General features: G+C 68.9%; 11 protein-coding genes. 8 read left to right on the forward strand and 3 right to left on the reverse strand.

Annotation, left to right across the window (positions count from 1 at the left end):
• Nucleotides 1–63 precede the first annotated feature (63 nt).
• The gene (locus MOQ72_RS11405; RefSeq protein ID WP_242182837.1) at nucleotides 64–2,592 is read left to right on the forward strand and encodes a type 1 periplasmic-binding domain-containing protein; all 2,529 of its coding nucleotides are present in this window, start codon (nucleotides 64–66) and stop codon (nucleotides 2,590–2,592) included.
• A 7-nt stretch (nucleotides 2,593–2,599) separates the two neighbouring features.
• On the opposite strand, the gene MOQ72_RS11410 is transcribed toward MOQ72_RS11405, so the two are convergent.
• Nucleotides 2,600–3,055: an SRPBCC family protein gene (locus MOQ72_RS11410; RefSeq protein WP_242182839.1), complete on the reverse strand. Its 456-nt coding sequence runs from the start codon at nucleotides 3,053–3,055 to the stop codon at nucleotides 2,600–2,602.
• A 101-nt stretch (nucleotides 3,056–3,156) separates the two neighbouring features.
• The gene (gene uvrA, locus MOQ72_RS11415) at nucleotides 3,157–6,018 is read right to left on the reverse strand and encodes an excinuclease ABC subunit UvrA (protein WP_242182841.1); all 2,862 of its coding nucleotides are present in this window, start codon (nucleotides 6,016–6,018) and stop codon (nucleotides 3,157–3,159) included.
• A gap of 307 nt (nucleotides 6,019–6,325) precedes the next feature.
• On the opposite strand from uvrA, the gene MOQ72_RS11420 reads away from it, so the two are divergent.
• The 6 genes from MOQ72_RS11420 to ligD all read left to right on the forward strand — a co-directional run bounded on the left by MOQ72_RS11420 (nucleotide 6,326) and on the right by ligD (nucleotide 13,692).
• Nucleotides 6,326–7,105, forward strand: a complete 780-nt coding sequence (locus tag MOQ72_RS11420) for a maleylpyruvate isomerase family mycothiol-dependent enzyme (protein ID WP_242182843.1) — start codon at nucleotides 6,326–6,328, stop codon at nucleotides 7,103–7,105.
• A 166-nt stretch (nucleotides 7,106–7,271) separates the two neighbouring features.
• Entirely contained in the window at nucleotides 7,272–7,754 is a 483-nt protein-coding gene (locus MOQ72_RS11425; RefSeq protein WP_242182845.1) for a DUF7144 family membrane protein, read from the forward strand.
• Between the two features lie 66 nt (nucleotides 7,755–7,820).
• The gene (locus MOQ72_RS11430) at nucleotides 7,821–8,498 is read left to right on the forward strand and encodes an MBL fold metallo-hydrolase (RefSeq protein WP_242182846.1); all 678 of its coding nucleotides are present in this window, start codon (nucleotides 7,821–7,823) and stop codon (nucleotides 8,496–8,498) included.
• An 88-nt stretch (nucleotides 8,499–8,586) separates the two neighbouring features.
• Nucleotides 8,587–11,325 carry an ATP-binding protein gene (locus tag MOQ72_RS11435; RefSeq protein WP_242182847.1) on the forward strand — a complete coding sequence of 913 codons (2,739 nt, stop codon included), beginning with the start codon at nucleotides 8,587–8,589 and terminating at the stop codon, nucleotides 11,323–11,325.
• A gap of 210 nt (nucleotides 11,326–11,535) precedes the next feature.
• Nucleotides 11,536–12,558 carry an alpha/beta fold hydrolase gene (locus MOQ72_RS11440; RefSeq protein WP_242182848.1) on the forward strand — a complete coding sequence of 341 codons (1,023 nt, stop codon included), beginning with the start codon at nucleotides 11,536–11,538 and terminating at the stop codon, nucleotides 12,556–12,558.
• A 135-nt stretch (nucleotides 12,559–12,693) separates the two neighbouring features.
• The gene (gene ligD, locus MOQ72_RS11445; protein ID WP_242182849.1) at nucleotides 12,694–13,692 is read left to right on the forward strand and encodes a non-homologous end-joining DNA ligase; all 999 of its coding nucleotides are present in this window, start codon (nucleotides 12,694–12,696) and stop codon (nucleotides 13,690–13,692) included.
• 312 nt (nucleotides 13,693–14,004) lie between these two features.
• On the opposite strand, the gene MOQ72_RS11450 is transcribed toward ligD, so the two are convergent.
• Entirely contained in the window at nucleotides 14,005–15,264 is a 1,260-nt protein-coding gene (locus tag MOQ72_RS11450; protein WP_242182850.1) for a DUF418 domain-containing protein, read from the reverse strand.
• 167 nt (nucleotides 15,265–15,431) lie between these two features.
• On the opposite strand from MOQ72_RS11450, the gene MOQ72_RS45150 reads away from it, so the two are divergent.
• Entirely contained in the window at nucleotides 15,432–16,652 is a 1,221-nt protein-coding gene (locus MOQ72_RS45150) for a sensor histidine kinase (protein ID WP_242182851.1), read from the forward strand.
• Nucleotides 16,653–16,665 lie beyond the last annotated feature (13 nt).

Here is a 16,665-nt window from a genome sequence, read left to right on the forward strand (position 1 = left end):
GCAATTCTTTCGCCCGCGACGGTAACGTCACGTCGGATGATCAGCTGACCGCAGGGGGTGTACGTGGCAGAACTGCCGACGAGCCAGGGGATACCGGTTTCGGACCTGCCGTGGCGCCTCGGTCGGCGGTGGATCAGGTCGCGTCGGCTGGCGAAGATCCCCGACCAGCCGATCGTCCACCTGCTGCGGGACAACGACGCCAACGCGCTGATCAACCAGCTCTCCGACCACCTCGGCACCGTCGTGCCGAAGGTGACGCTGGACATCGGGGGTGCGCCCGACAGCTCCCAGCAGAAGCAGTCGGTCCAGATCAGGAATCTGCTGGACAAAGCCGCCCAGCGGTTGCGCGAGGCCGACTCCTCGCCGCGGATCGGACGCCTGCGGTTCCGCCGGTACGCGCTGCTGAGCTGGCTGCTCAGCAAGAACGTGCCGCCGACCAGCCTGGTGCACGGCCCGAACGCCAACACCCGGCAACTGCTGCGCGAATACCTCAGCAGCCGCCGTCCCAAGCGCGACAAGCAATCCGAGCTGAAAAGCGGGGCCTGGGCCTCGGCCGCCCAGCAACTGCCCTGGTACCTGTTCGTGCTGTCGCAGGTCTTCTTCCCGCTGTACTACGCCTGGTGGGTGCACCGGGGCCGCGTCACCCGCTGGTTCATGCGACAGCAGTACCTGACCCCGCGCGAGTCAGCGGACTTCCCGAGCTTCGCGCAGCGCCTGATCACCACCCCGTCGCGCCGGGAGAACGCCGAACAGGTCCGCAAACTCCTGGTGCACGCGTTCCTGAGCGACCTCGCCGACGTCTACACCAGGCGGCTGTGGCGCTGGCGCTGGGTGCCCAAGGACTGCTACCCGGTCCTGCTGCTGCGGAACCTGGAGCCGGACACCATCGGCGAAACGCTGGTTCGGCTGTTCAACGACGTGCGCAACGAGACCGGCGCACCGGATCCGCTGGTGGTGATCGGCGCGGGCACCCGGACGCTGCCGGACGCCCAGTCCGCGAGCGAATCCGGAACGCTCGACAAGTGGCAGCAGGCGCTGCAGGAAGCGCGCCGCAAGCGCTCCCCAACCGCCTGGTACGTGCCGCTGCCCGTCGCGGAGGAGTCGAGTTCAGAGGACGAGCCGAACACGCTAGGCCGCACCGAGCTGCCGTTGAAGCATTCCAAGCTGCTGCGCCGCATCCCGGCCCTGGCGCTGGTCCTGCTGCTGGTCGCTGGCACCGGCGCGTACCTCAAGCAGTACTTCGGCCCCTGCGGGCAGCTCCTGCCGTGGCAGGGCCTCGGGCTGTGGGCCGAAGGAACGGAATGCGTCGGGATTTCCGACGGCAGCTTCCAGTTCTCCGCGAACATCCTGGCCGAGAACGCTGCCGAGCTAACGTTCCGCAACGAACTGGTCGGTCTGCAGAAGACGATCCAGCGGCAGAACCGGAACGCCGCGGACGAGCACGAGCTGAACAGGGAGAAGCCCTATGTGACGATCGTCTACTTCAGCACGCTGACGGTCCCCGATCGGAACTCCTCGACGCTCAACGGGGTTCTGGAGGAGCTGCGCGGACTGGCCCACGCGCAGAACTCCGCCCAGCTCGACGGTGGCGTGCTGATCCGGATCGTGCTCGCCAACGGCGGTGCCGGGATGGCGCACGGCCCCGACGTCGCCGAGAGCATCGCCGCCCTCGCCGAACGAAGCGCGGACTCCGAGGCGCCGGTCGTCGGCGTCGTTGGGCTCGGTGGTAGCTGGACGTCCACGCGCGAGTCGATCGAACGGCTCGGACAGGCCGGGCTCCCGATGGTGGGCACGACGACCTCGGCCGACGAGTTCAAGAACGTCAGCCTGCTGTACCACCAGGTGGGGCCGGACAACAGGCGGCAGGCCCAGGTCGTCGCGCAGTACGTCCGCGCCCACTACGGCCTTGCGATGAACGTCAAGATCTACTACACGTCGAACGATCTCTACAGCGAGAACCTGGCCCACGACCTGGGTGAGGAGCTCCGTCTACCACCAGACCGGATGGACGACAGGAACCCGCCGGTCCGGGACGAAATCCCGTGCGGCCAGCAGCAGCTGCTGTTCTTCGCCGGGCGAGCGGACCAGCTCGGGCGGTTCGTCGAATCGGTGACCCAGCGCTGCCGCAGCCTCGGCCAGGACGTCCCGCACTTGATGGCCGGCGACGACATCACCAAGTTCATGCTCGACCGGACCCTGCCCATCGGCGTGACGCTGGAGTACACGTCGTTCTACGGCACCATCGTCCGCGACGAGGGCCTGACCGGACGGGCGATGCTGGCCAACGACACCGTCGAGGTGTTGCAGGAGGCCGTGCTGAACGTGACAGACGGCAGGGTCGCCGCGGAGGGCCGGAATCCGGTGCCGCTGAACGGGCTTTCCGTCTGGCGCGGCATCGCCGAGATCAACGGCGCGGGTCGGGTGCCCGGCACCACCGGGATCATCGACTTCGGACCGGAATCCGGGCAGGTCCCGGTGGACAAGGCGATCTCGGTCCTGCGCATGAACGGCCCGAACACCGACGCCGACGTCGTGTGGCGGTGCGGCAACGGTCTGGAACCGCGGGGCCTCGGCTGCACCTCGCCGAACTGACCCTTGGTCAGACCGTTTCTGTTTGGTTGTCCTCGACGTAGCACTTCAGGCGTTGCAGGGTGGCTTTGATCGATTGCAGGTTCTGCTTGGGAATACCGGTTCGGGACACCACTTTCGGCAGCATGGCGGCGTAGTCGTAGGTCTCGGTCACCTTCGTCGCCGAGACGCCTTCCGGTTCCAGTTCGTACCGCCAGCGGGCGGGCAGGATGTGCCGCCACGCGATCAGCCGGTTCTCCTCGTACTCCACCACGGTGCTGGTCATCCGATAGTCGACGCCCTTGTGCATCCGCATGCCGAACTTCGAGCCGAGCGCCAACCGCGCCGGGTCGCCCAAAACTCCTTGCACCGTGCCGGAACCATCGATGAGCGGGTGTTTTCTCGGATCGGCCAACACGTCGAACACGGCCTCCGCCGGAGCTTGCACGATCAGGCTGCTCCACACCGAGTACTCGTTCTGCGCCATGCTCCGAACCTAGTGACAGAAAGTCACAAACCGGACACAACGCACGAATCGATTCGTGGGTGCGAACGCGGCCTCCAGCCCGCGTTCGCACCCACGACCGCTCAGCTTTCGGCGAGGGCTCGGGCGAGGAAGCGGCCGGTGTGGCTCTCGTCGATCTCGGCCAGGTCCTCCGGCGTTCCTTCCGCCACCAGGTCGCCGCCGCCGGAACCGCCCTCCGGACCCATGTCCAGCACCCAGTCCGCCGTCTTGATGACGTCGAGGTTGTGCTCGATCACGATCACCGTGTTGCCCTTGTCCACCAAACCGTTGATCACGCCGAGCAGCTTGCGGATGTCCTCGAAGTGCAGGCCGGTGGTCGGCTCGTCCAGCACGTAGACCGTCTTGCCGGTGGACCGCTTCTGCAACTCGCTGGCCAGCTTCACGCGCTGCGCCTCGCCACCGGAGAGCGTCGGCGCGGGCTGGCCCAGCCGGACGTAGCCCAACCCGACGTCCACCAGCGTCTTCAGGTGCCGGTGGATGGCGGTGATCGGCTCGAAGAAGTGCGCGGCCTCCTCGATCGGCATGTCGAGGACCTCGGCGATCGTCTTGCCCTTGTAGTGCACCTCCAGGGTTTCCCGGTTGTACCGGGCGCCCTTGCACACCTCGCACGGCACGTACACGTCCGGCAGGAAGTTCATCTCGATCTTCAGCGTGCCGTCGCCCGCGCACGCCTCGCACCGACCGCCCTTGACGTTGAACGAGAACCGGCCCGGCTGGTAGCCGCGCACCTTGGCCTCGGTGGTCGCCGCGAACAGCTTGCGGATGTGGTCGAACACGCCGGTGTAGGTGGCCGGGTTCGACCGCGGGGTGCGACCGATCGGCGACTGGTCGACCTGCACCAGCTTGTCCACGTTTTCCAGGCCCTTGACCCTGGTGTGCCGACCGGGCACCTGCCGGGCGCCGTTGAGCTTGTTCGCCAGCACCGCCGCGAGGATGTCGTTGACCAGCGTCGACTTCCCCGAGCCGGACACCCCGGTGACCGACACCAGGCACCCCAGCGGGAAGGACACGTCGATCTTGCGCAGGTTGTGCTCGCGCGCTCCGACGACCGTCAGCTGCCGCTTGCGGTCCCGCGGACGCCGCACCGCGGGCAGCGGGATCTGCTTGCGCCGCGCCAAGTAGTCGCCCGTCAGCGACCTGGTGTTCTCCAACAGTTCCTTGTACGGTCCACTGTGGACGACCTGGCCGCCGTGCTCGCCCGCGCCGGGCCCGATGTCGACCACCCAGTCCGCGCTGCGCACGGTGTCCTCGTCGTGCTCGACGACGATCAGCGTGTTGCCCAGGTCGCGCAACCGCTGGAGGGTGTCCAGCAACCGGTGGTTGTCCCGCTGGTGCAGGCCGATCGACGGTTCGTCCAGCACGTAGAGCACGCCGACCAGGCCCGAGCCGATCTGGGTGGCCAACCGGATGCGCTGCGCCTCGCCACCGGAGAGCGTCCCCGCCGCGCGGTCCAGCGACAGGTAGTCCAGCCCCACGTCGAGCAGGAAGCCCAGCCGCGCCTGCACTTCCTTGAGCACCCGCCCGGCGATCATCTGCTCCCGCGGACCCAGCACCAGCCCGTTGAGGAACGCGGCGCACTCGCGCACGCTCAGCGCGCTGACTCCGGCGATGGACAGCTCACCGAGATCGTCGTTCTCCATCGTCACGGCCAAGATCTCGGGCTTGAGCCGGGTCCCGTCGCAGGCTGGGCAGGGCACTTCCCGCATGTAGCCCTCGTACTTCTCGCGGGCGTAGTCGGACTCGGTCTGCTCCAGCCGCCGCTCCAGGAACGGGATCACGCCCTCGTAGCTGGCGTAGTAGGAGCGGGTCCGCCCGTAGCGGTTGCGGTACCGGACGTGCACCTGGTCGCTGGTGCCGTGCAGCACCGCCTTCTTGACCTTGGTGGACAGCTGCCGCCACGGCGCGTCCATCCGGAACCCGATGGCCTCCGACAGCGAGGTGAGCAGCCGGGTGAAGTACTCGGCGGTGTGCCCACCGGCCCACGGCGCGATCGCCCCCTCGGCCAGCGACATGTCCTCGTCGGGGACCACCAGCTCGGGGTCGACCTCCTTGCGGATGCCCAGCCCCGCGCACTCCGGGCAGGCGCCGTAGGGCGAGTTGAACGAGAACGACCGGGGTTCGAGCTCGTCCACGCCGAGCGGGTGGCCGTTGGGGCAGGCCAGGTTCTCGGAGAACTTCCGCTCCCGGTTCGGGTCGTCCTCGTCGAGGTCGATGAACTCGATCAGCACCAGCCCGTCGGCCAGCCGCAACGCGGTCTCCACCGAGTCGGTGAGCCGCTGCTTCGCGCTGGGCTTCACGGTGAGCCGGTCGATGACCACCGCGATGTCGTGCTTCTCCTGCTTCTTCAGCTTCGGCGGGGTGTCCAGCGGGTGCACCACCCCGTCGACGCGGGCCCGCGCGTAGCCCTGCGACTGCAGCTGCTCGAACAGGTCGACGTACTCGCCCTTGCGCCCGCGCACCACCGGGGCCAGCACCTGGAACTTGGCCCGCTCCGGCATCTCCAGCACCTGGTCGACGATCTGCTGCGGGGTCTGCTTGCTGATCGGCTCGCCGCAGGCCGGGCAGTGCGCTTTGCCCGCCCGCGCGTACAGCAGCCGCAGGTAGTCGTAGACCTCGGTGATGGTGCCCACCGTCGACCGCGGGTTGCGGCTGGTGGATTTCTGGTCGATCGACACCGCCGGGGACAGGCCCTCGATGAAGTCCACATCGGGCTTGTCCATCTGGCCGAGGAACTGCCGGGCGTACGCGGACAACGACTCGACGTAGCGCCGCTGCCCTTCCGCGAAGATGGTGTCGAAGGCCAGGCTCGACTTCCCGGAGCCGGACAGCCCGGTGAACACGATCAGGCTGTCTCGGGGCAGGTCGAGGTCGATCCCGCGCAGGTTGTGCTCACGGGCGCCGCGAACGACAAGGCGGTCAGCCACGGTGATCCCTTCGAAAAGTTCTGGCGTTGACGTGGACGCGCGCCGACTGCAAACGATGCATCGGCAGGTGCGCGACGTCGCACGTCCATGCTATTCGGGGCCCCTGACAGTCCCGGATCGCGTGCGGCGCGCAGCCCGGCAACCACCTTCCCGTAACTCGTACGAGTGAGTTACAGGGAAGTCGACCGCCACTCTCCGACGATACGCAAATTCCCCCGGAATGGGCACTGTCGTCGCTGTGGCCTGCGCACTTAAGCTCGGTGTTTCACCGATCGCGAGCTCCCCTCGTTCACGCAGAGGTTGACCCATGGCTGACATCGCTCTCGGGAGCGGTGGCCGCAGCAGTGCGCACTACGCGGCCGCCGCGCAACTCGCCCACCAGGTCACGGCCCAACTCGCCGCGATCGAACACGCCAGCACACGGCTGCTGGACGCGGTCGCCGACCTGGACGACTTCGCGGTGCGCCAGGCCAGCCTGCTGCCCGGCTGGAGCAGGGCGCACGTGATCTCGCACCTGGCGCGCAACGCCGACGGCTTCGGGAACCTGCTGATCTGGGCGCGAACCGGCATCGAGCACCTGATGTACGCCAGCGGCGACGACCGGGACGAGGCCATCGTCGAAGGAGCGACGCGCAGCCACCGGTTGCTGCTGGAGGACCTGACCGCCTCCTGCGACCGCTTCGCGCACGGCGTCCGCTCGCTGCCCGCCGCCGCGTGGACGGCGGAGGTCGCCGACGCCGTCGGCGACGTGATGCCCGCGCACCACGTGCTGCGCCTGCGGCTGCTTGAGGTGTGGGTGCACCTGGTCGATCTCGACTGCGGTGTCGGCTTCGACGACATCCCGCAGCAGGACGTGGAGCAACTGCTGGAGGACGCGGTGCAGCAGTTCGGCGGCCGCGCGGACGTCCCGGCGCTGTCGGTGGAGGTCGACTTCGGCGATCACCGGCGGACCTGGGACCTGCGCGGCACCACCTCGCCGCCGAGTCGGGTGCGCGGTGCGCCGGGCCCGATGCTGGGCTGGTTGCTGGGCCGGACCGGGCCGGAACTCCTGGAAGGCGACGTGCCCGAACTTCCCGCCTGGCTCTGATGTTCATCCACAATGGACGTCACGGTGGGTAGCGGATCCTGCGTTCCGCACCGCCGGTGGCCTGCAGCGCGGTACCGGCGCGTCCCCCGGCCGTGCTGCACGAATGCCCTGAACGCGCGACGCTGGTGGCGGACATGCCATCGAGCACGTGGAGGGGGCGTTCACGATGTCCAGTCCACCGACCGGGCCCGGTTACGAGGAGAAGGCCGAAACGGCCGAGACCAAGGCGCCTGAAGAGCAGAAGCAATGGGCGATGGCACCCGCGCAGCCGACGGCCGGAACGTCGGGGTGGCTGGCGTTCGCGGGTTCGCTGATCCTGCTGGTCGGCGTCTTCGACATCATCAGCGGCCTGACCTCGTTGTTCCGGCCCGACTACTTCCTGGTCGCCGCTGGCGAGCTGTTGATCTTCAACTTCACCACGTGGGGCTGGATCTGGCTGGCGCTGGGTGTCGTGCAGGCGGCGGTCGGGGTGGGCTGCATGCTCGGGCAGGTCTGGGCACGGGTGGCCGGTATCGTGCTCGCCGCGCTGTGCGCGATCGGCCACATCGCGTTCCTCGCCGCGTTCCCGGTCTGGTCGCTGCTGGTGATCGCATTGTCCGTGCTGGTGATCTACGCGCTGATCGTGCCAGCCAAGACAGCATCCGCCTGACTGCGGAAAAACCGGACACCGCGGATCTTGCGCGGGACTGGTAGCACCGCGCGTTACGCTCGCCACGTGGAGCCTCAAGGACAGTACACCGGGCACGTCGAGCCGGGCGGCGCTCCGGCGCGCCGCGAGCTGGACGCGCTGACCATCACCAAGATCTCGGTCGGCCCGATGGACAACAACGCCTACCTGCTGGTGTGCCGCCGCACCGGGGACGCGCTGCTGATCGACGCCGCCAACGACTCGGAACGGCTGGCCGACCTGCTGGGCCACGACGACCAGCGCCCGCGGCTGCGCACCATCGTGACCACCCACCAGCACGCCGACCACTGGCAGGCGCTCGGCGCGGTCGCTGGCCAGACCGGCTGCTTCACCCTGGCGCACCCCGCGGATGCCGAGGCGCTGCCGGTGCCGCCGGACCGCCTGGTCGAGCAGGGCGACACCGTCGAAGTCGGCGAGTCGCAGCTGTCGGTGATCCACCTGCGCGGCCACACGCCGGGTTCGATCGCCCTGCTCTACCGCGACCCGACCGGCCACCCGCACCTGTTCACCGGTGACTCGCTGTTCCCCGGCGGTCCCGGCCGGACGACGAACCCGACCGACTTCACCAGCCTGATGGACGACCTGGAAGCCAGGGTCTTCGGCGAACTCCCCGACGACACCTGGTTCTACCCGGGCCACGGCGACGACTCCACGCTCGGCGAGGAGCGCCCGAAGCTCAGCGAGTGGCGCCAGCGCGGCTGGTGAGCCGGGGCAACCGGTGGCCGGACGCCGGGTGTCATAGCCTGCCGTCAGACAGCGCAGCTGTGCGGTGATCCAGGTAGGAGCGCGGGAAATGTCGCTCTTCGGGCGGGAGCGGGAACAGGAGCGCCTGACCGAGCTGGTCGACGGGGTGCGCCATCGCGGTGGCGCGCTGATCGTCCGGGGCGAGGCTGGCATCGGGAAGTCGGCCCTGCTGGCCGAGGTGTACGCGCACGCCGCGAACTCCGGGGTGCGGGTGCTGACCACGATCGGCGTGGAGTCCGAGGAACATCTGCCCTACGCCGGGTTGCACCAGCTCCTGCATCCGATCCGGGCGGGTATCGACGCGCTGCCCGGCCCGCAACGCGCTGCGCTGCGCGCCGCGCTCGGGCTCGCCGATGAGGCGGTGCAGGACGTGTTCCTGGTCGGGCTGGCCGCCTTGAACCTGCTGGCCGAGGCTGCCGCCGACGCGCCGCTGGTGCTCATCGCCGAGGACGCCCACCGGTTGGACCGGTCCAGCGCCGACGTGCTCGCCTTCGTGGCTCGCCGTCTGGAGTCCGAGCCGATCGTGCTGATCATGACCGTGCGCGACGGCGCGATGTCCCGCTTCGACGACGCCGGACTGCCTTCGATGCGGGTCGAGCGGCTGCCGGAGGACGCCGCCGCCGAACTCCTCGACGCGGTCGCTCCCGAACTCGCCGCGCCGGTTCGGTCGCGACTGCTGCGGGAGGCCGCTGGCAATCCGCTGGCGCTGACCGAACTGCCAGACGCGGTGCGGCGCCTGGGCGGCGACGCGGTGCTGCTAGCCACCTTGCCGCTGACCGTTCGCCTCGAACGGGCATTCACCGCCCGCGTGGCGGGACTGCCCGCCGAAACCCGCACGAGCCTGTTGATCGCCGCGCTCAACGACAGCGGCTCCATCGCCGAGACCCTGGCTGCCGCCACATCGGCGCTCGGGACAGAGGTCGGCGTGGCTGTTCTGACGCCTGCGGTCGAGGCACGGCTGATCGAGCTCGGCCCCAGCACGCTGGCCTTCCGACATCCGCTGATGCGCTCGGCAATCCCGCAGGCCGCGGATGCCGCCGAGCGGCAGGCAGCCCATCGGGCGTTGGCTGCGACGTTGAGCGGGCAGCCGGACCGGCAGGCATGGCACCGGGCGGCGGCCACCGCCGGGACGGACGAGAGCGTCGCCGTCGAGCTGGAGCTGACCGCTGACCGCGCCCAGCGCCGGGGTGGCGTCTCCGCTGCCGTCGCGGCTCTGGAGCAATCGGCGCGGTTGAGCGACGTTCCGGCTCTGCGGGCCGAGCGGCTGCTGCGGGCGGCCGATCTCGCGGTCGAGTCGGGCCGCCGAGACGTCGTCGAGCGCCTGTTGGGCGAGGTGGCGACGTTGGAGCTCTCAGCACAGCAGCGCGCTCGGGCCACCTGGCTGTTGAGCAGCTTCGACGATGGGATGCGCAGCGACGCGGCGGGACCGGTGGAGCTCGCCGGGCTAGCCGAGTCGGTCGCCACCGGCGGCGATGTCGACCTTGCCATGCGCATCCTCTGGGGCGCCGGGATGCGCTGCTTCTGGACCGAGCCCGGCCTGGTCGCCCGACAGCACCTCATCACCGTGGCGGACCGCCTGCCCATCGACGAATGCGATCCGCGCATGGTGGCGATCTCGGCGTACGTCGCTCCGATCGAACGCGGTGGTGCCGTCCTGGCCAACCTCCAGGAGCTGGCCGGTGTTTCGGGCGGAGATCCGCAGGTGGAGCGCTTCCTCGGCAGTGCCGCGTTGCAGGTCGGGGCGTTCGACCTGTCGGCGCGGTTTTCCGCTGCCGCGCTGTCCGGGTTGCGGGCCCAGGGCAGGCTCGGACTCCTGACGCGGGCGCTGGCAGTCCAGGCGTGGAGTTCGGTGCGCCTCGGTGACCTCGCGGTGGCGCTGCCCGCCGCCGAGGAAGCCAGCCGACTCGGCCAGGAGACCAACCAGCCGTTCATGTACGGGTTGGCCAAGGCGGTCCAGGCCGAGATAGCCGCGCTTCGCGGTGCTTACCAGCAGGCCAAGGTCCTGGCCGCGGAGGCGGAGCAGGTCGGCTTGGCCGCAGGCGCCCGGCCGGTGCTGGCCACCGTGCAAGTGGCGCGCGGCCTGACCGCGCTCGGCGAGGGGCGCTACGCCGACGCCTTCGCGGACTTCCAGCGGATGCACGACCCCCCCGACCCGGCCTACCAGCGCGCCCTGCGCTGCTACTCCGTCGCGGAGCTCGCGGAAGCCGCGATCCGCACCGGTCAGGCCGACGCGATGCGCGAGACCGTGCGCGAGCTGGAGGCGTTCGCGCCATCGATGTCGTCACCGGCTCTGCACATCGGCCTGCGCTACGCGCGGGCCGTCCTCGCGCAGGGTGACGACGCGGAAGACTTGTTCAAGGCCGCGCTGACCGCCGACCTGACCGGATGGCCGCTCGAACGCGCGCGCATCCAACTCGTCTTCGGCGAGTGGCTGCGACGGCAGCGTCGGGTGGCCGAGTCCCGGTTGCACCTCCGGGCGGCCCGCGAGACCTACGACGCCCTCGGGGTGGTCCTGTGGAGCGAACGGGCCCGCGACGAACTGCGCGCCGCCGGTGAGACGAGTCCCCGTCGCAGCGCGGACGCCCGCGACCAACTCACCGCACACGAGCTGAACATCGCCCAGCTGGCCGCCGAGGGCCTGACCAACCGCGAGATCGGCCAGCGGCTCTACCTGTCCCACCGGACCGTGAGCACGCACCTGCACCGGATCTTCCCCAAGCTCGGCATCACCTCCCGCGCCGAGCTCGGACAGGTGCTCCGGCCCAGCACCGAGCCGCCTTCCGCGTAGCGGGTGCGCGGTGACGTACACGGACAGCGTCACCCGACGGGCGCGGAGCCGATCAGTGGGCACCTAGTTTTCGCAGCTGTGCCGAACCGAAGACACGAGGCATCAGCCGCCGCCTCCAGAACCGAACCAACGAGCAGTCGAGCGACACCTTGATGGTGTTGCTCGACCATGCTTGACGTACTGATACGAACTTTCGCAGGAGAATTCCAGATGCTTAGCAGGAGGCAATTTTCGCAGGGTTTCGCGGCGGCGTTGGCGGGAGCCTCGCTCGTCGGCTGCTCGGCGAAATCCGCTTCAGCACCGGCGAGTGCGACAGCAGCGACGGGTGCTGGGACGCATACGTCTTTCGGCCCGTTGAAGCAGATCGAGGCTGGTCTCGTGAACATCGGATACGCCGAAGCGGGTCCCGCCGATGGTCCTGCGGTGATTCTGCTGCACGGCTGGCCGTACGACATCCACAGCTACGTCGATGTGGCCCCGGCGTTGGCAGCGGCGGGTTACCGGGTGATCGTGCCGTATCTGCGCGGCTACGGCACCACGCGCTTCCTCTCCGACAAGACGTTCCGGAATGCCCAGCAGTCCGCGGTCGCGCTGGACATCATCGCGCTAATGGACGCCCTCAAGATCAACAGGGCGGTCCTCGGCGGTTTCGACTGGGGAGCGCGGACGGCCGACGTCATAGCAGCGCTCTGGCCGGAACGTTGCAAGGCGCTCGTCTCGGTGAGCGGTTACCTGATCACCAATCTCAAAGCGAACCTGCAGCCGCTTCCGCCAGCGGCCGAATTGGGGTGGTGGTACCAGTACTACTTCGCCACCGAACGCGGCGTGCTCGGCTACCGCCAGAACTCCCACGACTTCAACAAGCTCATCTGGAAGATCGCCTCGCCGAAGTGGAATTTCGACGACGCCACGTTCGACCGCACCGCGGCGTCCTTCGACAACCCGGACCACGTCGACATCGTCATCCACAACTACCGCTGGCGGCTGAGCCTGGCCCCCGGCGAGCCGCAATACGACCAGCTCGAACAGAAGCTCGCCGGATCTCCCGTCATCACCGTGCCCACCATCACCATCGCCAGTGATTTCGACGGGGCCGCGGCGGACGGAGCGGCGTACCGCAAGCAGTTCCCGGGCAAGTACGAGCACCGGATCCTCAAGAACATCGGCCACAACGTGCCGCAAGAAGCCCCGCAGGACTTCACCAAGGCCATCATCGACGTCGACCGCTTCTGATACCGGCGAGCCGCCATCCGGGCACGGTCGGTCTGCTCCGATACCACGGGCAATGGTCAGGGGCCAGGCCTACGCTGACCCGTGGAGGCAGCACGGTGCGGCCAGAGCCGCGCCGCTCGGGGTGGAGGCTTGGTCATGGGTGATGCTGTCACGTTGGACATCGGGGGCACCGAGGTATCGGTGTCGCATCCCGACAAGGTGTTCTTCAGCCAGCGCGGCGAGACGAAACTCGACCTGGTCCGCTACTACCAGGCCGTCGCCGAGCCGCTGATGACGGCTTTGCGGGGGCGGCCGCTGCTGTTGGAGCGGTACCCCGACGGGGCGGGTGGCAAGTCCTTCTTCCAGAAACGGGTGCCGAAGTCGGCACCGTCGTGGTTGCAGACCACGGTGGTGGCCACCCCCAACGGCACCACCAGCGACGCCCTGGTGGGCGCCGACCTGGCGCACGTGATCTGGGGGGTCAACCTCGGTTGCCTGGGCTTCCACGTGTGGCCGTACCACGCCGACTCCCCCGAGTTCACCGACGAGTTGCGCATTGATCTCGACCCGTCTCCCGGCGTGCGGTTTCCCCAGGTGCAGGAGGCGGCTTCGGCGACTCGCGAAATGCTCGGCGAACTAGGCATCGATGCGCGGCTGAAGACCTCCGGATCTCGCGGTCTGCACATCTACGCCGCGTTGCAGCCGCGCTGGGACGGCTACGAAGTGCGCGCGGCCGCGGTCGCGTTGGCCCGCGCTCTGGAGAAGCGCCACCCCGACCTGATCACCGCGAAGTGGTGGAAGGAGGAACGCGGTGCTCGGGTGTTCGTGGACTTCAACCAGAACGCGCCGCACAAGACCGTTTTCGGTGCGTGGTGCGCGCGTCCCCGCGTCGGCGCGCAGGTCTCGACACCGATCAGCTGGGACGAACTGGCGGACGTCGAGCCGGACGCGCTGACCATCGCCACCGTGCCGGAGCGGGTCGCCGAGCGGGGCGATCCGTGGGCCGATCAGCAGCCGCAGTCGATCGAGCCGCTGCTCGAATGGTCGCGCCGCGACCTCGCCGCCGGACTCGGCGACGCCCCCTGGCCGCCGGTCTACCCCAAGCAACCGGGCGAACCACCACGGGTCGCACCCAGCCGCGCCAAACGCACCTAGAGGGTGCGCGACTGGTCTTGCGTGGCGGTGCGGGTAGCGGAACCTCAACAGTGCTATGCGGGGACACCCGCACCCCGGGCTATCTCGACTCCGGGATCCCCGACATCATGTATGCCAATACGCCACGTCGGGGCAGGTCCTCCCCGAGAACGCCAGTGGGCACAGTCTGAGAACCTGCGGCGGTGCAAGTGGCGAGAGCGGAGGAAAGCGGCAGACGCCGCTCGCCTGACGATCACCCACGTCACAACCCAATCCGCGCGATTCGGACCACCGCCCGCCGGGTGGTCCCGGCGGGCATCGTGCGGGACCAGGTCACCGCGCCAGCGCGGTCGAAGCTCGGGTCGAAGTCCAGTGCAGGACCCGTTCGAGCGGGCCGCGACCGAGCAATGGTCGCCACAGTCCGCAGAACAGCACAGCCACCAGGACGAACGCGATCAGCGGCAGCCACGCGTGTGCCGCCAGGGATTGCGAGTTGGCGTCGATCACGAACTTCAGCGCCACGACTTGCAGTGTGTAGACGGTCAGGGCCAGCGCACCGACGGCCGTCAGCGGTGCGAGCGGCGTTCGCAGCCGATCGGCGACGAACAGGCAGAGCGCGAGGACAGCCAAGGCGAAACCGGTGGAGCCCACTATCTCGAACGTGGTTCCGGAATGGGGTGCGTCGAGCAGCAGCAGCGCTGGATTGCTGGTGGGAACCGTTCCGAAGCTCACCATCTGCAGCAGTTCCAACGGGGTCTTGCCGACCTGGTCGGCGAATGGTCGCAACGCGTCCAGGATCGGGGTCAAAGCTTGGAGCCCGCCGAACACGTGCAGGGCGAGCCAGGACCCGCCGGAGCCGAGCACAGCCAGGCCGACGCCGGTGCCGAGCAGCCGCAGGCGAACTGCGGTCGAGCGCAGGTCGAGCCGCCCGACGGCGAGGCCGACCAGCACGAACGGCATCCAGGTCAACACCGGGTAGGCACCGTCGAGGAGCAGCCGGAGGAGCCCGGCACCCGCGTCGGACGGCGTCGCCAGATCGCTGAAGGACAGCGCTCCGCCCGCGGTTTGCTCGCCGAGCGAGCGGCGGATGAAGAACGAGAGCAACGGCGCGACGACCGCCCAGATCCCGGCGAGCACCGCGAGGACGGCTGGCGACAACCGCAGAACTGGTAGGGCCAGCAGGAAGTACACGGCGTAGAACGACAGGATCACCATGACCGGAGTACCGAGCTGGGTGAGCGCCATGCCGAGGACGAACAGGATCGCCGCTCGCACCGCGATGCGGATCCGGTCCCGCCGCAGCGCTAGGCCGTCATGCGGCTGGCTGCCGCCGGTCAGCAACGCCAGCGACACCCCGGCCAACGTGGCGAACAGGATCGAGGCGTGCCCGTTGCCGAAAGCGGCCAGCACTCCGGCCGCGGTGCCCGCGTGCGGATCGAGCATCAGCGGTCCGATGTGCGCGACGAACATGCCCAGCACGGCTAACGCGCGAGCCAGATCGACACCGTTGAGGCGAGGTTGCGCGGCCTTTGCGCCGGAGGTGTCGACAGCGCGGGGCAGCACGACTGTTGGACTTTCGTTCGGGTTGACCATGCAACAAAGCTATGGCGCGGGGCGCTACGCGGGCGTCGTCCGCAGGTGCCATCTGCTGATCATCCTGTGATCGCAGGAAAATCGCAGATCAGCCGGGAGCTGTCATACCTGGGGACTACGACCCCAGGCCAATTCGGTCCCGGTGCGATTCCCATAGGCTTTCCGGTGTGGCAGAGCCAAAGCTGATCGCGAACCTCCCGGAGCCGACCGGTTCGGACGATCTGCGGTACTTCCTCGGCTCGCGGCCGGGCTGGCTGGCGCGGGTACCGAGATGGGTGGTGCTCGCCGCCATCAGCGGATTCGTCCTGCTGATCTCGGTCTGGAGCGTTTTCAAGAACCAGCCCCCTGGCGCGCCCGTCCCGTTCCTGGACCTCGCGATCGTGCTGGTGGGCTCGCTGGCCCTGCTGGCGATGCGCCGTTTTCCAGCCTCCGTCACGACGTTCACGGTTCTCGCGCACCTCGTGACCCCGATGTTCTTGGGAGACCTCGTAGCGCTGTACGCGCTGGGCGCCTACGGCCGGAAGCGCTGGCAGATCTGGAGCGTCGCGGCGCTCGCCGTCTTGGCGTATCCCGGCTTGCTGCGCACCTTCCCGCCAGACGACGGGTTCCTTTTCCAAACTCTCCCCGCGATCTTGGTCCTCAACCTCTTCCCCCTCGTCGTCGGGCTCTACATGGCCGGGCGCCGCAGCCGGTTGTTCCACTGGGTGGAGCGAGCCGAACGCGCCGAACGCGAGCAGGCCCTGATCGCCGAGCGAACCCGCGCCGAGGAACGCACCCGCATGGCCCGCGAGATGCACGACTCCATCGCGCACCAGGTGAGTCTGGTCGTGGTGCACGCGGGTGCGCTGGAGCTCGTCGTGAAGCGGGACCCGGAGCAGGCCGCCCGCGCGGCGGCGACCATCCAGGAGGTCGGCCGGGGCGCGCTGAACGAGCTGCGGCAGATGATCGGCGTGCTGCGCGCCGATCCGTCCGACGACACACCCGAACCGCCCCAGCCGACCTTGCGGGACGTCGAAGCGCTGGTTTCCGCCTCCAGCGACGCGGGGCTGGAGGCGGAACTGCGCGTCGAAGGGGAGCGCCGACCGCTGCCCGATCACATCGAGCGCGCCGCGTACCGGGTCATCCAGGAGGCGTTGACGAACGTGCACAAGCACGCGGGCGGATCCAAGGCGACGGTCACGCTCACCTACGAGCCGGAGCGCCTGGTGACTTCGATCCGCAACACCCGGCCCGCCAAGGATTTCCGGCGCAGCCTGCCCAGCGGCGGGCAGGGCCTGATCGGACTCGCCGAACGCGTGCAATTGGCCGGTGGCACCATCGACTCCGGCCCACTGCCCGACGGCGGATTCCAGGTGACCGCAACGGTTCCCGCCGCGGAACCGGCCTGACTTCGTGGCGTGG

This window comes from Saccharopolyspora soli (assembly GCF_022678645.1).
In the GTDB taxonomy this organism is placed as follows: domain Bacteria; phylum Actinomycetota; class Actinomycetes; order Mycobacteriales; family Pseudonocardiaceae; genus Saccharopolyspora; species Saccharopolyspora soli.

Bases quoted from the DNA above. Each gene is read 5' to 3' on its own strand.
- MOQ72_RS11410 (WP_242182839.1), bottom strand. From the start codon at position 3,055: ATGGCGCAGAACGAGTACTCGGTGTGGAGCAGCCTGATCGTGCAAGCT.
- MOQ72_RS11420 (WP_242182843.1), top strand. From the start codon at position 6,326: ATGGCTGACATCGCTCTCGGGAGCGGTGGCCGCAGCAGTGCGCACTAC.
- MOQ72_RS11425 (WP_242182845.1), top strand. From the start codon at position 7,272: ATGTCCAGTCCACCGACCGGGCCCGGTTACGAGGAGAAGGCCGAAACG.
- MOQ72_RS11435 (WP_242182847.1), top strand. From the start codon at position 8,587: ATGTCGCTCTTCGGGCGGGAGCGGGAACAGGAGCGCCTGACCGAGCTG.
- MOQ72_RS11440 (WP_242182848.1), top strand. From the start codon at position 11,536: ATGCTTAGCAGGAGGCAATTTTCGCAGGGTTTCGCGGCGGCGTTGGCG.
- ligD (WP_242182849.1), top strand. From the start codon at position 12,694: ATGGGTGATGCTGTCACGTTGGACATCGGGGGCACCGAGGTATCGGTG.
- MOQ72_RS11450 (WP_242182850.1), bottom strand. From the start codon at position 15,264: ATGGTCAACCCGAACGAAAGTCCAACAGTCGTGCTGCCCCGCGCTGTC.